18 protein-coding genes and 1 pseudogene are annotated in these 18498 nt (G+C 72.6%); 10 read left to right on the top strand and 9 right to left on the bottom strand.

Features of this window, described 5'->3' with window-relative positions; all coding sequences use genetic code 11:
• The 9 genes and pseudogenes from AB8Z36_RS06970 to AB8Z36_RS06930 form a co-directional block, all read right to left on the bottom strand.
• Positions 1-347: pseudogene (locus tag AB8Z36_RS06970) on the bottom strand (hypothetical protein); the annotation flags it as partial.
• A gap of 47 nt (positions 348-394) precedes the next feature.
• Positions 395-1171, bottom strand: coding sequence for a polysaccharide deacetylase family protein (locus AB8Z36_RS06965; protein WP_369212307.1), 777 nt, complete (start codon positions 1169-1171; stop codon positions 395-397).
• A gap of 102 nt (positions 1172-1273) precedes the next feature.
• The gene (locus AB8Z36_RS06960; RefSeq protein WP_369212306.1) at positions 1274-1843 is read right to left on the bottom strand and encodes a hypothetical protein; all 570 of its coding nucleotides are present in this window, start codon (positions 1841-1843) and stop codon (positions 1274-1276) included.
• Between the two features lie 40 nt (positions 1844-1883).
• Positions 1884-2315 carry a hypothetical protein gene (locus tag AB8Z36_RS06955; protein ID WP_369212305.1) on the bottom strand — a complete coding sequence of 144 codons (432 nt, stop codon included), beginning with the start codon at positions 2313-2315 and terminating at the stop codon, positions 1884-1886.
• 26 nt (positions 2316-2341) lie between these two features.
• Positions 2342-3151, bottom strand: coding sequence for a hypothetical protein (locus AB8Z36_RS06950; RefSeq protein WP_369212304.1), 810 nt, complete (start codon positions 3149-3151; stop codon positions 2342-2344).
• Positions 3152-3200: 49 nt separating this feature from the next.
• On the bottom strand, positions 3201-3767 hold the full coding sequence (locus tag AB8Z36_RS06945; protein WP_369212303.1) for a hypothetical protein: 567 nt from the start codon (positions 3765-3767) through the stop codon (positions 3201-3203).
• Positions 3768-3813: 46 nt separating this feature from the next.
• Positions 3814-5262 carry a hypothetical protein gene (locus tag AB8Z36_RS06940; RefSeq protein ID WP_369212302.1) on the bottom strand — a complete coding sequence of 483 codons (1449 nt, stop codon included), beginning with the start codon at positions 5260-5262 and terminating at the stop codon, positions 3814-3816.
• 138 nt (positions 5263-5400) lie between these two features.
• Positions 5401-6888, bottom strand: a complete 1488-nt coding sequence (locus AB8Z36_RS06935; RefSeq protein WP_369212301.1) for a pyridoxal phosphate-dependent decarboxylase family protein — start codon at positions 6886-6888, stop codon at positions 5401-5403.
• 737 nt (positions 6889-7625) lie between these two features.
• On the bottom strand, positions 7626-7757 hold the full coding sequence (locus AB8Z36_RS06930; RefSeq protein WP_369212300.1) for a hypothetical protein: 132 nt from the start codon (positions 7755-7757) through the stop codon (positions 7626-7628).
• Positions 7758-7875: 118 nt separating this feature from the next.
• Between AB8Z36_RS06930 and AB8Z36_RS06925 the strand changes: the two genes are divergently transcribed.
• From AB8Z36_RS06925 to rfaE2, 10 genes are all read left to right on the top strand, one after another.
• A complete protein-coding gene (locus tag AB8Z36_RS06925; protein ID WP_369212299.1) occupies positions 7876-8223 on the top strand; it encodes a DUF6479 family protein in 348 nt (115 codons plus the stop codon).
• Between the two features lie 215 nt (positions 8224-8438).
• A complete protein-coding gene (locus AB8Z36_RS06920; protein ID WP_369212298.1) occupies positions 8439-9404 on the top strand; it encodes an NAD-dependent epimerase/dehydratase family protein in 966 nt (321 codons plus the stop codon).
• Positions 9405-9515: 111 nt separating this feature from the next.
• Entirely contained in the window at positions 9516-11180 is a 1665-nt protein-coding gene (locus AB8Z36_RS06915) for a carbamoyltransferase family protein (protein WP_369212297.1), read from the top strand.
• Positions 11177-12268, top strand: a complete 1092-nt coding sequence (locus tag AB8Z36_RS06910) for a glycosyltransferase family 2 protein (RefSeq protein WP_369212296.1) — start codon at positions 11177-11179, stop codon at positions 12266-12268. Before AB8Z36_RS06915 ends, AB8Z36_RS06910 begins: the two co-directional genes overlap by 4 nt.
• Entirely contained in the window at positions 12265-12936 is a 672-nt protein-coding gene (locus tag AB8Z36_RS06905) for a D-glycero-alpha-D-manno-heptose-1,7-bisphosphate 7-phosphatase (RefSeq protein ID WP_369212295.1), read from the top strand. Before AB8Z36_RS06910 ends, AB8Z36_RS06905 begins: the two co-directional genes overlap by 4 nt.
• A complete protein-coding gene (locus AB8Z36_RS06900; protein WP_369212294.1) occupies positions 12933-14051 on the top strand; it encodes a glycosyltransferase family 9 protein in 1119 nt (372 codons plus the stop codon). Before AB8Z36_RS06905 ends, AB8Z36_RS06900 begins: the two co-directional genes overlap by 4 nt.
• Positions 14048-15013, top strand: coding sequence for a glycosyltransferase (locus AB8Z36_RS06895; protein WP_369212293.1), 966 nt, complete (start codon positions 14048-14050; stop codon positions 15011-15013). The genes AB8Z36_RS06900 and AB8Z36_RS06895 overlap by 4 nt, the downstream gene beginning before the upstream one ends.
• Entirely contained in the window at positions 15010-16275 is a 1266-nt protein-coding gene (locus AB8Z36_RS06890) for a glycosyltransferase (protein WP_369212292.1), read from the top strand. The genes AB8Z36_RS06895 and AB8Z36_RS06890 overlap by 4 nt, the downstream gene beginning before the upstream one ends.
• Before the next feature lie 142 nt (positions 16276-16417).
• On the top strand, positions 16418-17065 hold the full coding sequence (locus AB8Z36_RS06885) for a D-sedoheptulose-7-phosphate isomerase (protein WP_369212291.1): 648 nt from the start codon (positions 16418-16420) through the stop codon (positions 17063-17065).
• Complete coding sequence (gene rfaE2, locus AB8Z36_RS06880; RefSeq protein WP_369212290.1) at positions 17062-18480, top strand: D-glycero-beta-D-manno-heptose 1-phosphate adenylyltransferase; 1419 nt, start codon at positions 17062-17064, stop codon at positions 18478-18480. Before AB8Z36_RS06885 ends, rfaE2 begins: the two co-directional genes overlap by 4 nt.
• Positions 18481-18498: the final 18 nt, after the last annotated feature.

Genomic DNA, 18498 nt, shown 5'->3' with positions numbered 1-18498 from the left:
CGGACTCGCCGTGCCGCTCCCACTCGGTCAGCGCGCGCCATGCGCCCCCCCCCCCCCCCCCCCCCCCCCCCCCCCCCCCCCCCCCCCCCCCCCCTCTCCAGCCTGCACCGCCCCGGCACGGCATCCCCCGGCGGCTGCCAGTCGACGACCTCCATCGGGTCGTCGAAACCGGCGGGGCCGAGCGCCGTACGGGCGACGAACACCGTGCCGACGCCGGTCGGCGGCGGGGTGCGGACCGTGACGCGGGTGAACGGTACGGACTCGCCGTGCCGCTCCCACTCGGTCAGCGCGCGCCATGCGTCGGCGGCGGGCAGGGACGTGTGCCTGGCGAACCTGAAGAGAGCCACCCTGAGAGCCTGCCAGGCCCCGGGCCGTACGTCCCCTCCGACGCGACCTAGCGGTAGACCTTGCCCGGCTCGGCCTTGCCGGGGGCGAGGAGCTGGGGGACCGTCACGAAGACGTAGCCGCGCTTCTTCAGCTCGGTGATGACGCCGGGCACGGCGGGGACGGTGCCCTTGTAGATGTCGTGCAGCAGGATGATGCCGTCCCGCTTGGTCTGGTCGATGACCCGCTTCGTGATCAGCTCGGAGTCGTCGGTCGTGTAGTCCTTGGCGGTGACGGTCCACAGGATCTCCGCGAGACCCAGCTCCTTGGAGAGCTTGTTGACGTCGTCGTTGGTGCGGCCCTGCGGCGGACGCATCAGCGTCGGCTTCCTGCCGATGAGCTTCTCTATCGCCTCGTTGGGGCGCTCCAGCTCCCTGCGTGCCTCGGCCTTGTCGATCTTCGTCAGGATCTTGTGCGACCAGGTGTGGCTCGCGACCTCGTGCCCCTCGGCGGCCATCTGCTTCACCAGCTCGGGGTACTTCTCGATGTGGTTCCTGCCGAGCGTGAAGAAGGTGGCGGGCACCTTCTCCCGCTTGAGTATCTTCAGCAGCCGCGGGGTGTTCCCGCTCGGCCCCGCGTCGAAGGTCAGCGCCACACACTTCGCCTTGCGGCAGTCGACCGTACCGAATCGCGCCTGGTCAGCGGCCTTGGCGTCCGCGGCGGCCTTGCGCACGGAGCTGGGCGACACCGTCTCCAGCCTGGTGCACCCGGTCAGCGCGAGGGCCAGGGCCGCCCCCGCCGCGAGGACGGGGGCGGTGCGACGCAACCTTTTGGGCCGCGCCTTCATCTTGGAAGTAGCAGGCGTGTTCGATGGGGACATGCGGCCACTATACATATGATGTATACACCGAGTTTATAGCGGTGTCCCCGCCTGCCGGAGCGGCTGGTCTCAGACCGCGAGCACCCTGATCGAGGGGTGGATCGCGGAGTTCAGATAGAGCCGCTCCTTCTTGCCCTCCTGCTCCAGCTCCATGACGAGCCGGTAGCGGTACAGGCCCGGCCTTGCGGTGCTCATGACCGTGCCGGCCCAGTAGTAGTAGACGGGCGTGAACTTGTCGCGCATGCGGTCCGGCATCCCGTAGATCTTCAGTTCGTTGAAGATCCTGCGCTCCGACACGTCCTCCTCGTCACCCAGCTCGGTGTCGAGGAAGACGATGTTGTTGATCTTCGGCATGGGCGGCCAGGTGCCGTCCGGGCGCTTCTCCATGTCGATGGGGCGCACGATCCAGTTGAGGACCTGGCCCTGCTTGCAGACCGTCTCCAGGGACGACGTGCCCTGCCCCTTGCCGCCGACGCTGTTGTCCATCATGTACATCGAGTCGCTCAGCGAACCCGTCTCCGTCGCCCGCTCCATATTGATCAACGTGACGATGTTGAGCTGGACCGAGTTGAGCTGACCGGGGTTCTGCTTCTGCTGTGCGCCCGACTCCTGCGCGCCCGTCTGTGTGCTGGTGCTCACCGCTCCTCCTTCGCGTACGCGGTCATGGCTGGTCAGGCACCTAGCCGACGAGGGACGACGACAGGGTCGCGGTGAGCGGCTCGTCGCGTGTACCCAGCCTGAAGGTGATCTGGTACGTGATCGGCTGGGTGTCCGTCTTCTTGACGGTCCCGGTCCAGTACGAGACGTCCGTGCCGGGGTACACCTTCCGCTCCGGCTCGCAGATCTCGGGGTCGATCACGATGTTCTCGATGCTGACGAACGCCTCGCACTCGAGCGCCAGACAGTTCCACAGCAGCACGTCGCCGCGCTTGGCCTTGGTCCGCAGCTCCTCGGTGCCGAATCCGGTGGAGCCGCCCGAGAGGTTGGTGTCGTACATGTACAGGTGGCCGTCGGTGTTCCCGGCCGCCAGCGCTCCCACGGCGTCCACGACGGCGGTGATGGAGATGGGCCGCTTGACGGCGCTCTCCCGCGGCTTGGGCTTGGTCGTCATCCGTTCCTCCTGGTCCGCTGGGGTCTTCAGGCGCTCCGGCCGGGGGGCGTGGCCGGGATCGGCAGCGGGCCGATGCCCGCTTTGGTGAACGCGTTGCGCCGCGGCTCCGAGGAGATCTTCAGTGCCGAGGGACATGTCAGGTTCACGGCTTCCCAGCGCTGTTCGCCGTTGACCTGCGTCAGCTTGTGGAGCTGGACGCGCATCATGTACGAGTACGTGCCGGGCCGGGAGGTGTCGACCGTCGCCGACCAGTACCAGCCGTCGGTCACCATGTCCGGCGAGCCGTACTCCGCCGGGTACATGATCTTGGAGTCGACCGCCTCGCCGTAGATGTCGGTGATCACGGGGGCCGGATAGCTGTACGCGGCCGTGCCGTCATCGGTGGCGACCTGGCCCGTGACGTCCAGGATCTTCTGGCCGGAGAGCCTGCCGCGGGTGTGCCGCGTGGTCTTGACGCGCGTACCGGTCTTCCTGCGGATGCGGCTCAGCTCGGCCGCCGCGTCCGTGCCGGCCACCGAGGACTTGTTCGCGAGGTCCTGGAGCTCGGCCAGGGCCTGCTCGTCGCTCTGCCGCGCCCGCTCGACCTCGTAGCCGCGGGGCACGGTCGGCGGGATGGAACCGAGGCTGTACGGGAGCCAGTTGAGCACCTGCTCGCTGGCCTGGGAGCCGTCGCGCCAGTAGGAGCCGTGGATCGCGGTCACCAGCTCGCCGGTTCCCTGGTTCTCGGAGCCGTGCAGCTTCATGTTGTCGAACAGGTAGGTGTTGCCTTCGAGGGTGCTGGTCGCCAGCGCGTTGCCGACGTCCACGAGCACGATGATCGCCAACTGTTGGGGCATGATTCCGCCTTCGTCGTCGTTCCCGGCACGGCCGTGGTCGGAGCGGCCGCTACTGGCACATCAGCGCGGGCGTCTCGACGTGCATGACACTGTGGGCGCCCTCGTACATCTGGAACTCGATGCGGTACTGGTAGGGGACGCCCGGGGTCATCCAGTGCGGCACCACGCCGGTCCACACGTCGAGGTCGAGCTTCTCGCCCGCGGTGTCCTCGCCGCCGCCCTGCGCCTGCCGGCCGGGCTGGGCCTGCTGCTGCCCGTACGCCTGCTGTCCGTAGCCCTGCTGGCCGTGACTCTGCCGCCCGTACGCCTGCTGCCCGTAGCCCTGCTGGCCGTACGCGGGCTGGCCCTGGGTGTGCTGCGAGGCGCCGCCGTTGCTGCTCCTCGACGGCATGAACGAGATGTTCTTGATCTCGACCGGTGTCTGGAGGTCCACGGCCAGCGCGGTCCAGGAGACGACCTGTCCCGGCTTGACGATGGTGACGAGGTCCGGCGTCCCCTGGTGCGTGCTGTCGAACGGACCGTCGTCCACCATGCAGAGGTTGCCGTCGTGCAGCCCCCTGATCGACAGCGCTCCTATGACGTCCACGACGGCGATGATGTTCACCTGCGATTTCATTCCACTCCTGTCCTCGCACGTGGTGATGGTGCGCGGGGCCCCGCGCCTAGCCGCGGTCCCGCACCAGCGGGACCTTCCCGACGGCGGTCCGCTCGATCTCGGCGGACAGCCTCGGCACGAACGTGAGCTGGAAGGTGTAGCCGGTCGCCTCGAACGACGCGGCGTTCGCCTCCCCGTGGTTGAAGAGCGAGAGGGCGCGCGGCAGGGCGTTCACGAAGAGCTGCTGGAGGCCGTAGGGCCCGAGCACCGTGTCGGTCCGGTAGGTCAGGCCGAGCACGTCGTCGACGGAGGCGAGGAGCTGGATGCGCTTCGCCTCGCGGTGGTTGATGAACTGCACGTCGTGCGCCACCGCGTCCAGATCGACCACCTCGGCGGCCCGCAGCTCGTCGCGGAGCAGGTCGTACGCGCGCACGGCCGAGTACTGGCTGTCGTTGATGTGCAGCACGTCGCCGGTACGTCCGGCGAACTCGAACTGCCTGGTCCGCAGGCCGGGCCCGGTGGTGCGCGGCCGGTTGATCATCCGGTCGCCCAGCTTCAGGCGCAGCAGCGGGGTCTCGTGCGCGTGCAGCCGCGTGACGACGAGCTCGCCCTCCTCGCCCTCGGCCACCTGGCGCCCGTCCTCGTCGACGATCTCGATGAAGTGCAGCCCCGGGACGGCGGACAGGCAGGGCGACTCCGCGTCCAGCTGGAGGCCGATGGTCTCCGCCTGGGTGGCGGCGAAGTAGCTGAGGATCGACAGGTTCGGGTACAGCGCCTTGAGCTCCACGCGCTTGCGCTGCGGCAGGACGCCGCTGCCGTACAGCGCGACCCGGAAGCTGTCCCGGTACTCCTGGCGCATGCCCGCGCCGAGATCGGCGAGGATCGCGATGCCCGCGGAGATCCCCATCAGGGCCTTGGGGCCGTGGTACGAGAACATGTGCTCAAGGACCGGGGCGGTGACGGGCCCCGCCCCCACGTAGTTGACGCCCGGCACCTGCTGGAGCACCCCGCCGACCATCGTGCCGCTGCTCCACATCTGGTAGTCGGCCAGCGTGGTGAACAGCCACTTCGGGTCGGCGCCCGCGAGATGCGGCGCGAGCTGGTAGGCCCCCATGAAGCGGCCCGCGATCTCGTAGGTGTCGCGCAGCTCCCGCAGGGCGTAGACGACTTCGAGGGGCCGTCCGCCGCTGGTGCCGCCGCTCGCCACGATCTCGAAGTCGCCGCGGGTGAGCGGCACCACCATGCCGGGCCGGTCGTCCATGAAGAAGTCGCGCTGGACGTCCTTGTCGGACAGCGGGACGCGCTGCCACTCGCCGTAGGTGAGCGGCGCGCGGGTGATGCCCGCGCCGCGCAGCCGCTCCCGCCAGAGCGGGTTGAGCAGCGCCGTGTTGACCATCTGCTGGAGCCTGCGCAGGACGAGGGCGTCCTGGACCTCATGGGTGATTTCGCTGTACGGGGTCTGGCAGACCCGTTCGCATTCCCGCATCTTGCTCGCGAACGAGGGAAGGACGGTCACGGCCTCGATGGACTCCGGGCGCAATTCCCCATCGGGGATGAGCCATTCGGCCAGTTCACGGGCCCCGCTCGGGGCGGGGGCCGCCGGTGGAACGCGCGTTACCTGTGGAGCGTGCGATGTACTCAACATCCGTCCTCTCTAGGCTTTTCCGGTTCCCTCTTCGCTCTCGTCGCTCTCGATCAGCTCCCGGCCCGTCCGCTTGATTTCGGAGAGCAGCATCCTGAAGTGCTCGGCGGTGATCTGGTGATTCATCATGACCACCCTCAGGGCGGCCGCACCGTCGATGTCCACCTTCGAGATGAAGAAGTTTCCCTCGCTCTTGACGCGGTTCCTTATGGCGACCTGGAGGTGGTGCAGAGCCTTCTTGTCGAGTTTCTTTCCGGACGCTCCCCCGTAACCCGCGGGGTGATATCGGAAGCAGAGAATGTTCGCTTCCGGACGATGCGGTGTCTCGAAGTCGGGGTCGGCCCGCAGGATCTCGTACGCCTCGCCGGTCAGGCCGCACAGATACTCGATCTTCTCCGCGAAAAGTGACCTGCCGTAAATGGCCCACAGCGCCCAGAGAGTCATGATCATCGGGCGCTTCGTGCACTCGAAGTTCTTGGGCCCGCTGTCGAAGGCGGTGTAAATGTCCTGCTCTTCCTCGAAGACGTAACTCGCCTTCTGCCGGAAGGCCGAAAGGGCCGTTTCCCTGTTCTTGTAGAACAGCATCGTGCAGGGCGCGGGGACGAACATCATCTTGTGCGCGTCCCAGGCCAGGGAGTCCGCCCTCGCGATGCCCCGCAGCTTGTCGCGGAGTGCGTCGGAGACGAGCAGGCTCGCACCGTGCGCGCCGTCGATGTGCAGCCAGAGGTCCCGCTCCTCGGCGATGGCGGCGAGTTCGTCGATCGGGTCGAAGGCGCCGACCGACGTGCCGCCCGCCGAGGCCACCATGCAGAACACCTTCAGGTTCTGCCGCTCGGCCGCCTCCAGGGTCGCGCGCACCTCGCCCACGCTGATCTGCTGCTGCTTGTTGAGCGGCAGGCGCACCAGCTGGGCGTCGCCGATGCCGAGCACACCGGCCGCCCGTGCCACGCTGTAGTGCACGTCGGCGCCCACGGCGATGGCGGGCCGCGGCTGGCCGCGCACGGCCGACGCGCCCTGTGACCAGTAGCCGGGCAGCTTCTCGTTCCGCGCCGCGAGCAGCGCCGTCAGGTTGGCCAGCGAGCCGCCCGACGTGGTCACCATGGTGAAGCGGCCGGGGTCGTAGCCGATGAAGCGGTTCAGCTCCTCCGCCATGATCCGCTCCACGGCGCTGGGAAGCTGGCCCGCCTCGTAGAAGGACGCGGGCTGGCTGACCATGGAGCTGACGAAGTCGATGACGCCGGCGAGCGGCACCACTCCGGAGAACTGCCGCCCCATGTAGCCGGGCGACTGCACCTGAATGCCCGTCCTGATGTACAGGTCGATGATCGAGGCGAGCCGCTCCTCGTCGAAGGCGGCGACGGCGTCGTGCTCGGCCGTCATCAGGGCCCTCGCGGCCTGTGTCAACTGCTGCGGGTCGATCAGTTCAAGCCCCCTGATCGAGATGTCCGACAGGTGTTTCTCCAGTTTGGCGAGGGCGGTTTCCGAGTTCTCCCTGAACAATTGCGGGTCAAACGCTTCGAGCAGTAAGCCGCTCGGTTCCGATCCGGGGTCACTCGCCCGAGATTCCGTCACTAGGGTCCCCCCTCTTTTTGGAATTCCCCGTGGTGCCCGACGTATGGGGGGAGGGCATGCGGCAGCGTCGAGGAGACGCCGTGGCCCGGGTGGTCGATCCGGACCGCGACGCCCTTCCGCACGCGACGCGTTACACGCCGTACGTACGGGATTCCCCCTCCGAGAACTCTGCGCGGCAGCGGTCCCTCCGGCATGGTCAGTGCCTGCCCCCACGGCGAACACCGTAGGCGTTGCTGATCGGGGGATAAATCGAAACTCCGGGGTCTGACCGAAAAAAGTTGCGCTCCTTCTGATGAGCCGTCAACCACCCCGAGTCACACGCGCACCCATGGGTATCGGGGGTTCCGTATCCGGTCCGAGGTTTTCGGACACCGTGCCTGCGGCATGTGCACGGCAAAAGTGTGGACGCGCCAGGGCCCCGACGGGTCATGGTGCGGCGCAAGGCGTTTCCTGCCAATTTTCCGGCTGCGTCCGGGGATGCGCTTTCGGCGTCTGCCCGGCGGTGTCGACGCCGTATGTTTTCCGCCGCCGAACGGTGATCCGGCCATGGGGGAGACGTGCCGGGCGTGTGCATTCGAAGCGGGTGGGCCGGAACTGTTCGACATGGGCCGGGTGTTCGACACCCGATACGTGCGAAAGCCCGTACGCGGTGCGGTCGGACCGCGTCAGGCGCTGGTGACCGGCGTCGCCGTGCCGTACGTCACCGAGCAGCCGGACATCGCGAGCGTCATGGGGGCGCCAGTCCAGCCGGGGCAGCCGCCCTCGCGGCGCTGGTTCACCGTGCCCGGCGCGGGCACGCTCCACGGATATCCGCCCTACGGCTTCCTCGCCAGGTCTGACCCCCGTACGACGGGGTCAAAGGGGCTACAACAGGGATTTTTCGGGCGAGGGGGGTACAACCCTTGTATGGAAACCATGGACATCGCAGCCTCATCCACCACACACCTGCTCATGTGGATCGCCGGCCTCGTCGTGGTCGGCGTTCTGCTGAGCGCCTTCTTCTTCGGGCGCCGCGCCCAGGCCAAGCAGGTCGCCACGCCGCACCCCGAGGACAACCCGAAGCGCCCGTACGACGGCCCGGTCAGGGAGGAGCAGGAGTTCCGCGAGGCGAACGAGATGCCGCAGGACGGCCGCCGTCGCCTCCCGCACGAGATCCAGGGGGGATACGGCAACTGCAGCAGCCACCCCAGCGAGTCGCAGGACCCCGAGGACCACAGGAAGAGCAGCGGCGGCGGCAGCTTCGGCAGCGGCGGCCTCGGCTGACCCATCACCCCCAACCCGCCGCCGAAACCACCGGTGACCTGCGCGGAACCCCTCTCGTCACGCTCCGCTGATCACCCGGATGCCGTACACCACCAAGCCGCCCCCGGCCGGGTCGCGGAGGCTGGTCGAGAACCCGGCTCGCGCCCACGCGACGCCGGCGACCGGTGGCCGGCAGCACACCAGATGCTCCGTCCCCGCGTACGGAGGAGATCTGGATGACCACAGCTTCGTCAGGGACCTGGGAACACGCCGTCGTCACCGGCGGAGGCGGCTTCGTCGGCTCCCACCTGTGCGCCGCCCTGCTGGCCGCGGGCACCGACGTCACCTGCGTGGACGACTTCAGCACCGGACGGCCGGAGAACCTCGCGCCGCTCCTGGACCGCCCCGGCTTCCACCTCATACAGGCCAACGTCACCGAGGGACTCGGCGTCGACCGCCCGCCCGACCTCGTCCTCCACTTCGCCTCTCCGGCCTCGCCCGCCGACTATCTGCGGCTGCCCCTGCACACGCTGGAGACCGGCAGCCTCGGCACCCGCAACGCGCTCCGGCTCGCCCACCGCACCGGCGCCCGCTTCCTGCTGGCCTCGACGTCCGAGGTCTACGGCGACCCCCAGCAGAACCCGCAGGACGAGCGGTACTGGGGCCATGTGAACCCCGTGGGACCGCGCAGCGTGTACGACGAGGCCAAGCGCTTCGGCGAGGCCCTGACCACGGCACACGCCGAGGCCGAGGGCACCGACACCGGCATCGTGCGGCTCTTCAACACCTACGGCCCCCGCATGCGCGGCCACGACGGACGCGCCGTCCCCACCTTCGTGCGCCAGGCCCTGGACGGCGAGCCCCTGACCGTCACCGGAGACGGGAACCAGACCCGCTCCCTCTGCTACGTCGACGACACCGTCCGCGGCATCCTCGCGGCCGCCGCCCACGGCATGCGGGGCCCGGTCAACATCGGCAACCCCACCGAGATCACCATGCTGGACCTCGCGCGGCTCATCATCGACCTCGCCGGTTCGCGCTCGGAGATCCGCTTCATCGACCGCCCGACGGACGATCCGGCCGTCCGCTGCCCGGACATCACCCTGGCCCGCGACAAGCTCCAGTGGGAGCCGGGCGTCGACGCGCCGGAAGGCCTCCGGCGCACGATCGACTGGTTCCGCGCCGAGGCGCGCAACCAGTGAGGGCCCGCCCCCGGCCCTGACCCAGCTTGGTCATGTTCCCCGTCCCGCGGTCGCGTGTGTGCCCGCGTCCGGGCGCATGCCAAGGACCGCCGAAGGAAGTCCGGATCTCCCATGCGCATCCTCGGAATCAACGCCCTCTTCCACGACCCCGCCGCCGCCCTCGTGATCGACGGCCGCACCGTCGCCGCCGCCGAGGAGGAGCGCTTCTCCCGGCGCAAGCACGGCAAGCGTCCCGTGCCGTTCTCGGCCTGGGAACTGCCCGAACAGGCCGCCGCCTGGTGTCTGAGCAGGGCCGGTCTGCGCCCGCAGGACCTCGACGCCGTCGCCTACTCCTACGACCCGGGGCTCGCACGGCCCGCCGAGTCGATGGGGCTCGACGACCCCTGGGACCACCTGCGCCAGACCTACGCCCGCGAGGCACCCGGCTTCCTCAAGGCCGCGTTGCCGGGACTCGACCCGGACATCGTCCGGTTCGTACCGCACCACATGGCGCACGCCGCCTCCAGCGCCTTCGCAGCACCCGGCGCCGAGGACTCCTCGGTGCTCGTGCTCGACGGGCGCGGCGAGCGTGCCTCGCACCTCGCCGCCCGCCGCGTCGGCAACGACCTCGAACCGCTGTACGCGCAGGACCTGCCGCACTCCCTCGGCCTCGTCTACGAGGAACTCACCGGGCACCTCGGATTCCTCCGCTCCTCCGACGAGTTCAAGGTCATGGCCCTCGCCTCGCACGGCACCCCGCGCATGCTCCCCGAGCTGCGCGAGCACGTGTACCCCACCGGCGACGGCGGCTTCCGCGCCACGGCGGTGCCCTGGCACGAACTCTGCCCGCCGCGCGGCGCCGACGAGCCATGGACCCAGGCCCACGCGGACGTCGCCGCCAGCGCCCAGGCCGTACTGGAGGAGACCCTGCTCGACCTGGCGCGCTGGCTGCACGGCAAGACCCACCACAGCGTGCTCACCCTCGCGGGCGGCGTCGCCCTCAACTGCGTCGCCAACTCCCGGATCGCCAGGGAGGGCCCCTTCTCCCAGGTGTGGGTGCAGCCCGCCGCCGGTGACGCGGGCACGGCACTCGGCGGCGCGCTGCTGCTCACCGCGGGCGGCGGCGTCGAGCCCGAGCCCATGACCGGCGCCGACCTCGGCCGCGACTGGACCGACGCCGAACTCGGCGCCTGGCTGAAGACGGCCGCCGTCAGCTTCGAACGGCCCGCCGACATCGCGGAGACCGTGGCGCGCGCCCTCGCGGACAACCGGATCGTCGCCTGGTTCCAGGGCCGCTCCGAATACGGCCCGCGCGCCCTCGGGCACCGCTCGCTGATGGCCCACCCCGGCCACGCGGGCAACCTGGAGCGCCTCAACGACGTCAAGGGCCGCGAACAGTTCCGCCCGGTCGCCCCGATGGTGCTCGCCGAGCGCGCGGCGGAGATCTTCGACGGACCGCTGCCCAGCCCGTACATGCTCTTCGTGCACGACGTGGCCGAGCCCTGGCGCGAGCGCATCCCGGCCGTCGTGCACGTGGACGGGACGGCCCGCATCCAGACCGTCGACCCGGCGCGCGAGCCGCTGGTCGCCCGGATGCTCGGCGCGTTCGAGAAGCTCACCGGACTGCCGGTCGTGGTCAACACCAGCCTGAACACCGCGGGCCGCCCCATGGTGGACGACCCGCGCGACGCCCTTGAGTGCTTCGGCTCCTCGCCCGTCGACCTCCTGGCCATCGGCCCGTACGCGATCCGCCGCCAGGACCTCTTCCGCGCCGACGAGGAAGGCGGTGTCCGATGACCGCGCGCGAGCGGCCCGACGCCGCCACCGAGGGCACGTACGCCGTGGTGATCCCCACGCTCGGACGGCCCAGCCTGAACGCGACCCTGCGCGCCCTCGCCGCGGCGACCGGGCCCAAGCCGGAGTGCGTGATCCTCGTCGACGACCGCCCGCACGCCCACGGCGCGACGCCGCTGCCCGCCGACGTCCCCGCCGCGCTGCGCCCGGTCACCTCCGTGGTGCCCGGCAGGGCGCGCGGACCCGCCGCCGCCCGGAACACCGGCTGGCGCGCGGCCCTGGGGGTGCCCTGGATCGTCTTCCTCGACGACGACGTGGTGCCGGGGCCCACCTGGTGCGACGACCTCGCCCTCGACCTCGCCGCGGCCACCCCCGCCAACGGCGCCGTCACCGCCCGCATCGACGTGCCGCTCCCCGCGGACCGCAGGCCCACGGACTGGGAACGCAACACCGCCGGGCTCGCCACCGCCCGGTGGATCACCGCCGACATGGCCTACCGCCGTACGGCGCTCGAAGCCGTCCGGGGCTTCGACGAGCGGTTCCGGCGCGCCTTCCGCGAGGACGCCGACCTCGCCCTGCGGGTGCTCGCCGAGGGCTGGACGGTGGCCCGGGGGGCGCGCCGCACCGCCCATCCGGTGCGTCCGGCGGGACGCTGGATCTCGGTGCGGCTGCAACGGGGCAACGCCGACGACGTGCTCATGACCCGGCTGCACGGTCCCGGCTGGTGGGCGCGCGCCGCAGCGCCGCGCGGCAGGCTGCCCCGGCACCTCGCGGTGACCGGCGCCGCCGTCGGCGCCCTGGCCTGCGCCGCGCTGCGCAGGCCCGCCCTCGCCACCGTCTGCGCCGCCGGGTGGCTCGCCGGTACCGCCGAGTTCGCCCTGGCCCGCATCCTGCCGGGCCCCCGCCACCGCGATGAGGTGGTCGCCATGGCCGTGACCAGTGCCCTCATCCCGCCCGCCGCCACCTGGCACTGGCTGCGCGGCCAGCTCGCGCACCGGCGGGCGGAGCCCCTGGACCGCCGTACGGCCGGTGCGCCACGGCCACCGGGCGTACCGCTCAGGCCGCTCACCGAGGAACGGGCCGGCCGATGAACCGGCACCCCGCCGGGCGGCCCGGGACCCGCTCCGCCACCGCCATCGCCGAGACCCCCGACGGGCCCTGGCTCATCGACGGCCCCCGGCCGCCGCGCGGAGCGGGCCTGCGGGGCCTGCCCGGCGCCGTCCTCTTCGACCGCGACGCCACCCTCGTCGTGGACGTGCCCTACAACGGCGACCCCGCGCGGGTACGGCTCATGCCGGGCGCCCGCGACGCCGTGGACGCGGTGCGCGCGGCGGGCGTCCCGGTCGGCGTCGTCAGCAACCAGTCGGGCGTCGCGCGCGGCCTGCTGTCGCGCGCCCAGGTCGACGCGGTGCGGCGGCGCGTGGAGGAACTCCTCGGCCCGTTCTCCGTCTGGGCGATCTGCCCGCACGGCCCCGGCGACGGCTGCCACTGCCGCAAACCGGAGCCGGGCCTCGTCATCGCCGCGTGCGCACGGCTCGGTGTGCCCGCCACCCGCGCCGTCGTCATCGGCGACATCGGCGCCGACGTGCGGGCGGCCCGCGCCGCCGGGGCCCGTGGCGTGCTCGTGCCCACCCCGGTCACCCGCGCGGCGGAGATCACCGCCGCCGACACCGTCGCCACCGACCTGCGCACGGCCGTGGGCCTGGTCCTGGACGGCCGGACTTCCGGCCCGCGGCAGGGGGAGGGGGAGCGGCTGTGAGCGATGGTGACGCATCCCTTCCGCGTACGCTCGTCGTCCGTCTCGACAGCGCCGGTGACGTGCTGCTCGCCGGGCCCGCCGTGCGCGCGGCGGCGGCCGGGTCCGCGTACACGGCGCTGCTCTGCGGGCCGCAGGGCGCCGACGCGGGCCGACTGCTGCCCGGCGTGGACGACGTCCTGGTCTACGACGCCCCCTGGGTCGGCCTCGACCCGGCGCCGGTGACCCGCGACGCGACACGGCAGGTGCTCGACGCGGTGGCCGCCCGCCGCTTCGACCGGGCCCTGATCCTCGTCTCGTACCACCAGAGCCCGCTGCCCGTGGCCCTCCTCCTCAAGCTCGCCGGGGTCGGCTGGACGGCCGCGGACAGCGAGGACTATCCCGGCGGCCTCCTCGACCTGCGCCACCACAGGGCCCCCCGGCGCCACGAGGCGGCGGCGGCCCTCGACCTCGCCCGCGCCGCGGGCTTCGCACTGCCGCCCGGCGACGGCGGGGCCCTGCGCGTGACGGCGCCCCCCGACACCACCGGCCTCACAGGACCCGAACCGTACGTGGTGGTCCACCCCGGAGCCGCCGTGCCCGCCCGCGCCTGGAGCCCCGAACGGGCGCGGCGCGCCGTGGCGGCGCTCGCCTTCGACGGCCACCGGGTGGTCGTCACCGGGGGCCCGGCGGAGCGCGGACTGACCGCGCTCGTCGCCGGACGGCACGGCCTCGACCTCGGCGGAGCCACCGACCTGCGGCACCTGGCGGGCGTGCTCGCCGGGGCGCGGGTCGCGGTGGTCGGCAACACCGGGCCAGGACATCTGGCCGCCGCCGTGGGCACCCCCGTGGCCAGCCTGTTCGCCCCCGTGGTGCCCGCCGAGCGCTGGGGCCCGTACGGCGTACGGCATGTGCTCCTCGGCGACCAGCGCGAGCGGTGCGCGGACAGCAGGGCACGCGAGTGCCCGCTGCGCGGACACCCCTGTCTCGACGGGGTCGGCGACGCCGAGGTGCTCGCCGCCGTGGCCATGCTCGCGGGCCCCGCGACCGGGGACCGTCCGGACCCGGCCGACGCCCTGTCCCACCCACCGACCGGACCCGGCCACGCGCCGGAACCGGAACGAGGAGCGACCGTATGAACATCCTGCTGTGGCACGTGCACGGCTCCTGGACGACCGCGTTCGTGCAGGGGCCCCACACCTACCTCGTTCCCGTCACACCGGACCGCGGACCGGACGGGCTCGGCCGCGCCCGCACCTTCGCCTGGCCCGACTCGGTGCGTGAGATCACCCCCGAGCGGCTGCGCGACGCCGAGGTGGACCTGGTCGTCCTCCAGCGCCCGCACGAGAGCGCCCTCGCCGAACGCTGGCTCGGCGGGCGGCGGCCCGGCCGCGACGTGCCCGCCGTCTACCTGGAGCACAACACACCGGACGGCGACGTGCCGGACACCCGGCACCCGTACGCGGACCGCGACGACCTCACACTCGTCCACGTCACCCACTTCAACCGGCTCTTCTGGGACAACGGCGGTACGCGCACCGAGGTCATCGAGCACGGCATCGTCGACCCGGGACACCAGTACACCGGGGACCTCGCGTGGGCCGCCGTCGTCGTCAACGACCCCGTCCGACGCGGCCGTCACACGGGGACCGACCTGCTGCCCGCCCTGAGCGAGGCGGCGCCCCTCGACGTCTTCGGCATGCGCACCGATGGCCTCGCGGCCCACCTCGGCCTCGCGGAGGACCGCTGCCGTGCCGCCGACCTGCCGCAGAGCGTACTCCACGCGGCGCTCGCGCGGCGCCGCCTGTATCTGCACCCGGTGCGCTGGACCTCGCTCGGCCTGTCCCTCCTTGAGGCCATGCACCTGGGCATGCCCGTCGTCGCGCTCGCCACCACGGAGGCGAGCGAGGCCGTCGTGCCGGGCACCGGCATCGTCTCCACCCGCCCCGAGGTCCTCGCGCGGGCGGCCAGGCACTACCTGGAGGAACCGGACGCGGCGGCGGAGGACGGCGCCCGCGCCCGCCAGGCGGCGCTCGACCGGTACGGACTCAAGCGTTTCCTCGCCGACTGGGAGCGCGTGCTGACGGAGGCCCGCTCATGACCTCATTCCTGGACCCCTTCGCCCCCGGCGGCCCCCCCGGGGCACTCTCCATCGCCCTCGTCTCGGAGCACGCGAGCCCGCTCGCCGCCCTCGGCGGCGTGGACGCGGGCGGACAGAACGTGCACGTCGCCTGCCTCGCGGGCGCCCTCGCCGACCGGGGCCACCGGGTCACCGTCTACACCCGGCGCGACGCCCGCGACCTGCCCGACCGGGTGGCGCTGCGCGACGGCGTCGAGGTGCACCACGTGCCCGCGGGACCGCCCGAACCGATACCCAAGGACGAACTCCTGCCCCACATGGACGACTTCGGGCAGCACATGGCGCGAGGCTGGCGGCACCGCCCGCCCGACCTGGTGCACTCGCACTTCTGGATGTCCGGGCTCGCCTCGCTCCGGGCGACCCGCGAACTCGGCCTGCCGCTGCTGCACACGTACCACGCCCTCGGCACGGTGAAGCGGCGCCACCAGCGGCAGGCCGACCCCAGCCCGCCCCGCCGGATCGCCCTGGAGACGGAGGTGGGCCACGGCTGCCACCGCGTCATCGCCACCTGCCGTGACGAGGTCGCCGAACTGGGCCGGATGGGCATACCGGCGGCCAAGGTCGGCATCGTGCCCTGCGGAGTCGACACCGACCTGTTCACACCGCGCGGCCCGGCCGCCGAACGCGGCCCCCTGCCCCATCAACTGCTCCAGCTCGGACGGCTCGTCCCGCGCAAGGGCGCGGCCGTCTCCATCGCCGCGCTCGCCCTGCTGCCCGACACCGAACTGGTGGTGGCGGGCGGGCCGCCCGCCGACCGGCTCGACCGGGACCCCGAGGTGCGCAGGCTGCGCGCCCTCGCCCGCGAGGCGGGCGTCGCCGACCGGGTCCGCTTCACCGGCGGTGTGCCGAGCACCGACGTGCCGCCGCTGCTGCGCGCCGCCGACGTGGTGCTGTGCCCCGCCGACTACGAGCCGTTCGGCATCGTCCCGCTGGAGGCCATGGCCTGCGGCAGGCCGGTCGTCGCCAGCGCGGTCGGCGGCCAGCTCGACACCGTCGCCGACCCCGCCACCGGGCGCCTGGTGCCGCCCGGCGACCCCGGGGCGCTCGCCCGTGCCGTCGCCGAACTCCTCGCCGACCCGGCGGGCCGCGCGGCGGGCGGCGAGGCGGCCCGCCGCAGGACCCTGCGCCGGTACGGGTGGCCCCGGGTCGCCGCCGCCACCGAGGCCGCCTACTGCGAAGTGCTCGACGCGCGGCCCGTCGTGACCGGCGTGGGCGCGATGTGAGGCACGACCCCCTCCGGCCGCCGGGAGCGGCGGCCCGGAAGACCAGCGGTTCGGCACACCAGCGGTCCGGAGCAGCAGCGGACCATCCGAAGGAGGTGCGGGCCCGCCGCCGTCCCCCGTGGACACGGCACGCCCGAACAGCATGAGCGAATTCTCCGCACTCGACGCCGCACATCTGCACTGCCGCTCCCTGGAGCGGGCCATCGTCCGGCTGCGCCGCGACGGCCTCGGCCGCATCGCGGAGTGGGGCGGCCTGCTGGCCGCCGCCCTGCCCGCCGGGGGCCGCCTGCTCGCCGCGGGCAACGGCGGGAGCGCCGCCCAGGCGCAGCATCTGACCGCCGAACTGGTCGGCCGCTACCAGCGGGAGAGGACCGCGTACTCGGCGATCTCGCTGCACGCCGAGACCTCAAGCATGACCGCCATCGGCAACGACTACGGGTTCGAGCACGTGTACGCGCGCCAGGTCGCCGCCCACGGCAGACCCGGGGACATCCTGCTGCTGCTCTCCACATCGGGCCGCAGCGCCAACCTCATCACCGCGGCCGTCGCGGGCCGGGCCGCCGGGCTGCGCGTGTGGGCGCTCACCGGGCCCGGACCCAATCCGCTCGTCGATGCCGCGCACGACCATCTGAGCGTCGCGGGCGACACCACGGCGACCGTGCAGGAGGCCCACCTCGTCGCCGTCCACCTGCTCTGCGAGGCCTTCGACGCGGCGCTCGCCGAACCCGCCGAGGCCCTGGCGCGCGGTGCCGCGCCCGCCGTGTTCCCCGTCGAAGGGAGGGTGTCATGAGGAGGAGGACCGGCCCCAGGCCGCTCGTCGTCGTCGGCGACGTCCTGCTCGACGAGGACATCGAGGGCGTCGCCACCCGGCTCTCACCGGACGCCTGCGCCCCCGTCGTCGACGTCACCGTCGACCGGCGCCACCCCGGCGGGGCCGGTCTCGCCGCCGCCCTCGCCGCGCGCGGCGGCCGAGAGGTGACCCTGGTGACCGCGCTCGGCGACGACCCCGCGAGCGAGGCCGTGCGCCGCGAACTCCGGGGCCGGGTGCGGCTAGTGGAGCTGCCGCTGGACGGCACCCTGCCCGTCAAGACCCGCGTCATCGCCTCCGGGCGGCCCCTGGTGCGCTTCGACCGGGGCGGCGGCACCCCGGGCGAGCCCGACGCCGCGGTGCGCGACGCGCTGGCCGGGGCGCACGCGGTCCTCGTCGCCGACTACGGACGGCACACCGCGAGCGCGGTACGGGACCAACTGGCCGCCGTCACCCCCCGTACGCCCCTCGTCTGGGACCCGCATCCGCGGGGCGACGATCCCGTGCCCGGAGCGCGGCTCGTCACCCCCAACGCGGCGGAGACCCGGGCCCTGTGCGGCGGCGCCGACGAGACGCTGCGGGCCTACGCGCGCCGGGGCACGGAGCTCGCCGACCGCTGGCGGGTCTCCGGTGTCGCCGTGACCCTGGGCGACCGGGGCGTGCTGCTCGCCCGTCCCGGTACGGGTACGCCGATGCTCGTCCCCGCGCCCTACCGCGCCACCGGCGACCCGTGCGGCGCCGGGGACTGCTTCGCCGCGACCACGGCGGCGGCGCTGGCCGACGGCGCGCTGCCGGAGGAGGCGCTCCAGCGGGCCGTCGCCGAGGCCGCCGCCTTCGTGTCGGCGGGCGGCGCGACCAACCCGGGCCTGTGGCGGACGACGCCCGCGGCACCTGTGGAGGAGACCGAGGGCACCGACGCCTTCACCCTCGCCGAGCGGGTACGGGCGCGGGGCGGCACGGTCGTGGCGACCGGCGGCTGCTTCGACCTGCTGCACGCCGGGCACGTCGGCCTCCTGGAGAGCGCCCGCCGCATCGGCGACTGCCTGATCGTCTGCCTCAACTCCGACGCGTCCCTGACCCGGCGCAAGGGTCCCGGCCGTCCCCTCAACCGCGAGGCCGACCGGGTCCGCGTCCTGGAGGCGCTGGGCAGCGTCGACGCGGTGGCGGTCTTCGACGAGGACACCCCGCAGGGTCTCCTCGCGAAGCTGCGGCCCGACGTATGGGTCAAGGGCGGCGACTACTCCGTGCAGGATCTGCCCGAGGCGGAGGCCCTTCGGGAGTGGGGCGGGCAGGCGGTGGTACTGCCGTACCTGGACGGCCGCTCCACTACCCTGCTGGCTCGCAGGGCTGCTGCCTCTGCTTCTGCCTCGCTCGGTGCTCCGGGGGGCTCCGGGTGAGCCCGGGTGGTTCCTGTC

Origin of the sequence: Streptomyces flavofungini, from assembly GCF_041028215.1 — a bacterium.
In the GTDB taxonomy this organism is placed as follows: Bacteria; Actinomycetota; Actinomycetes; order Streptomycetales; family Streptomycetaceae; genus Streptomyces; species Streptomyces flavofungini_B.
This window is presented reverse-complemented; position numbering and strand designations above follow the sequence as displayed.

What these genes read in the sequence shown, in the direction of transcription:
- AB8Z36_RS06925 (WP_369212299.1), top strand. Translation starts at nt 7,876, where the DNA reads ATGGACATCGCAGCCTCATCCACCACACACCTGCTCATGTGGATCGCC.
- AB8Z36_RS06920 (WP_369212298.1), top strand. Translation starts at nt 8,439, where the DNA reads ATGACCACAGCTTCGTCAGGGACCTGGGAACACGCCGTCGTCACCGGC.
- rfaE2 (WP_369212290.1), top strand. Translation starts at nt 17,062, where the DNA reads ATGAGGAGGAGGACCGGCCCCAGGCCGCTCGTCGTCGTCGGCGACGTC.
- AB8Z36_RS06885 (WP_369212291.1), top strand. Translation starts at nt 16,418, where the DNA reads ATGAGCGAATTCTCCGCACTCGACGCCGCACATCTGCACTGCCGCTCC.
- AB8Z36_RS06905 (WP_369212295.1), top strand. Translation starts at nt 12,265, where the DNA reads ATGAACCGGCACCCCGCCGGGCGGCCCGGGACCCGCTCCGCCACCGCC.
- AB8Z36_RS06910 (WP_369212296.1), top strand. Translation starts at nt 11,177, where the DNA reads ATGACCGCGCGCGAGCGGCCCGACGCCGCCACCGAGGGCACGTACGCC.
- AB8Z36_RS06890 (WP_369212292.1), top strand. Translation starts at nt 15,010, where the DNA reads ATGACCTCATTCCTGGACCCCTTCGCCCCCGGCGGCCCCCCCGGGGCA.
- AB8Z36_RS06950 (WP_369212304.1), bottom strand. Translation starts at nt 3,151, where the DNA reads ATGCCCCAACAGTTGGCGATCATCGTGCTCGTGGACGTCGGCAACGCG.
- AB8Z36_RS06915 (WP_369212297.1), top strand. Translation starts at nt 9,516, where the DNA reads ATGCGCATCCTCGGAATCAACGCCCTCTTCCACGACCCCGCCGCCGCC.
- AB8Z36_RS06955 (WP_369212305.1), bottom strand. Translation starts at nt 2,315, where the DNA reads ATGACGACCAAGCCCAAGCCGCGGGAGAGCGCCGTCAAGCGGCCCATC.
- AB8Z36_RS06945 (WP_369212303.1), bottom strand. Translation starts at nt 3,767, where the DNA reads ATGAAATCGCAGGTGAACATCATCGCCGTCGTGGACGTCATAGGAGCG.
- AB8Z36_RS06895 (WP_369212293.1), top strand. Translation starts at nt 14,048, where the DNA reads ATGAACATCCTGCTGTGGCACGTGCACGGCTCCTGGACGACCGCGTTC.
- AB8Z36_RS06965 (WP_369212307.1), bottom strand. Translation starts at nt 1,171, where the DNA reads ATGAAGGCGCGGCCCAAAAGGTTGCGTCGCACCGCCCCCGTCCTCGCG.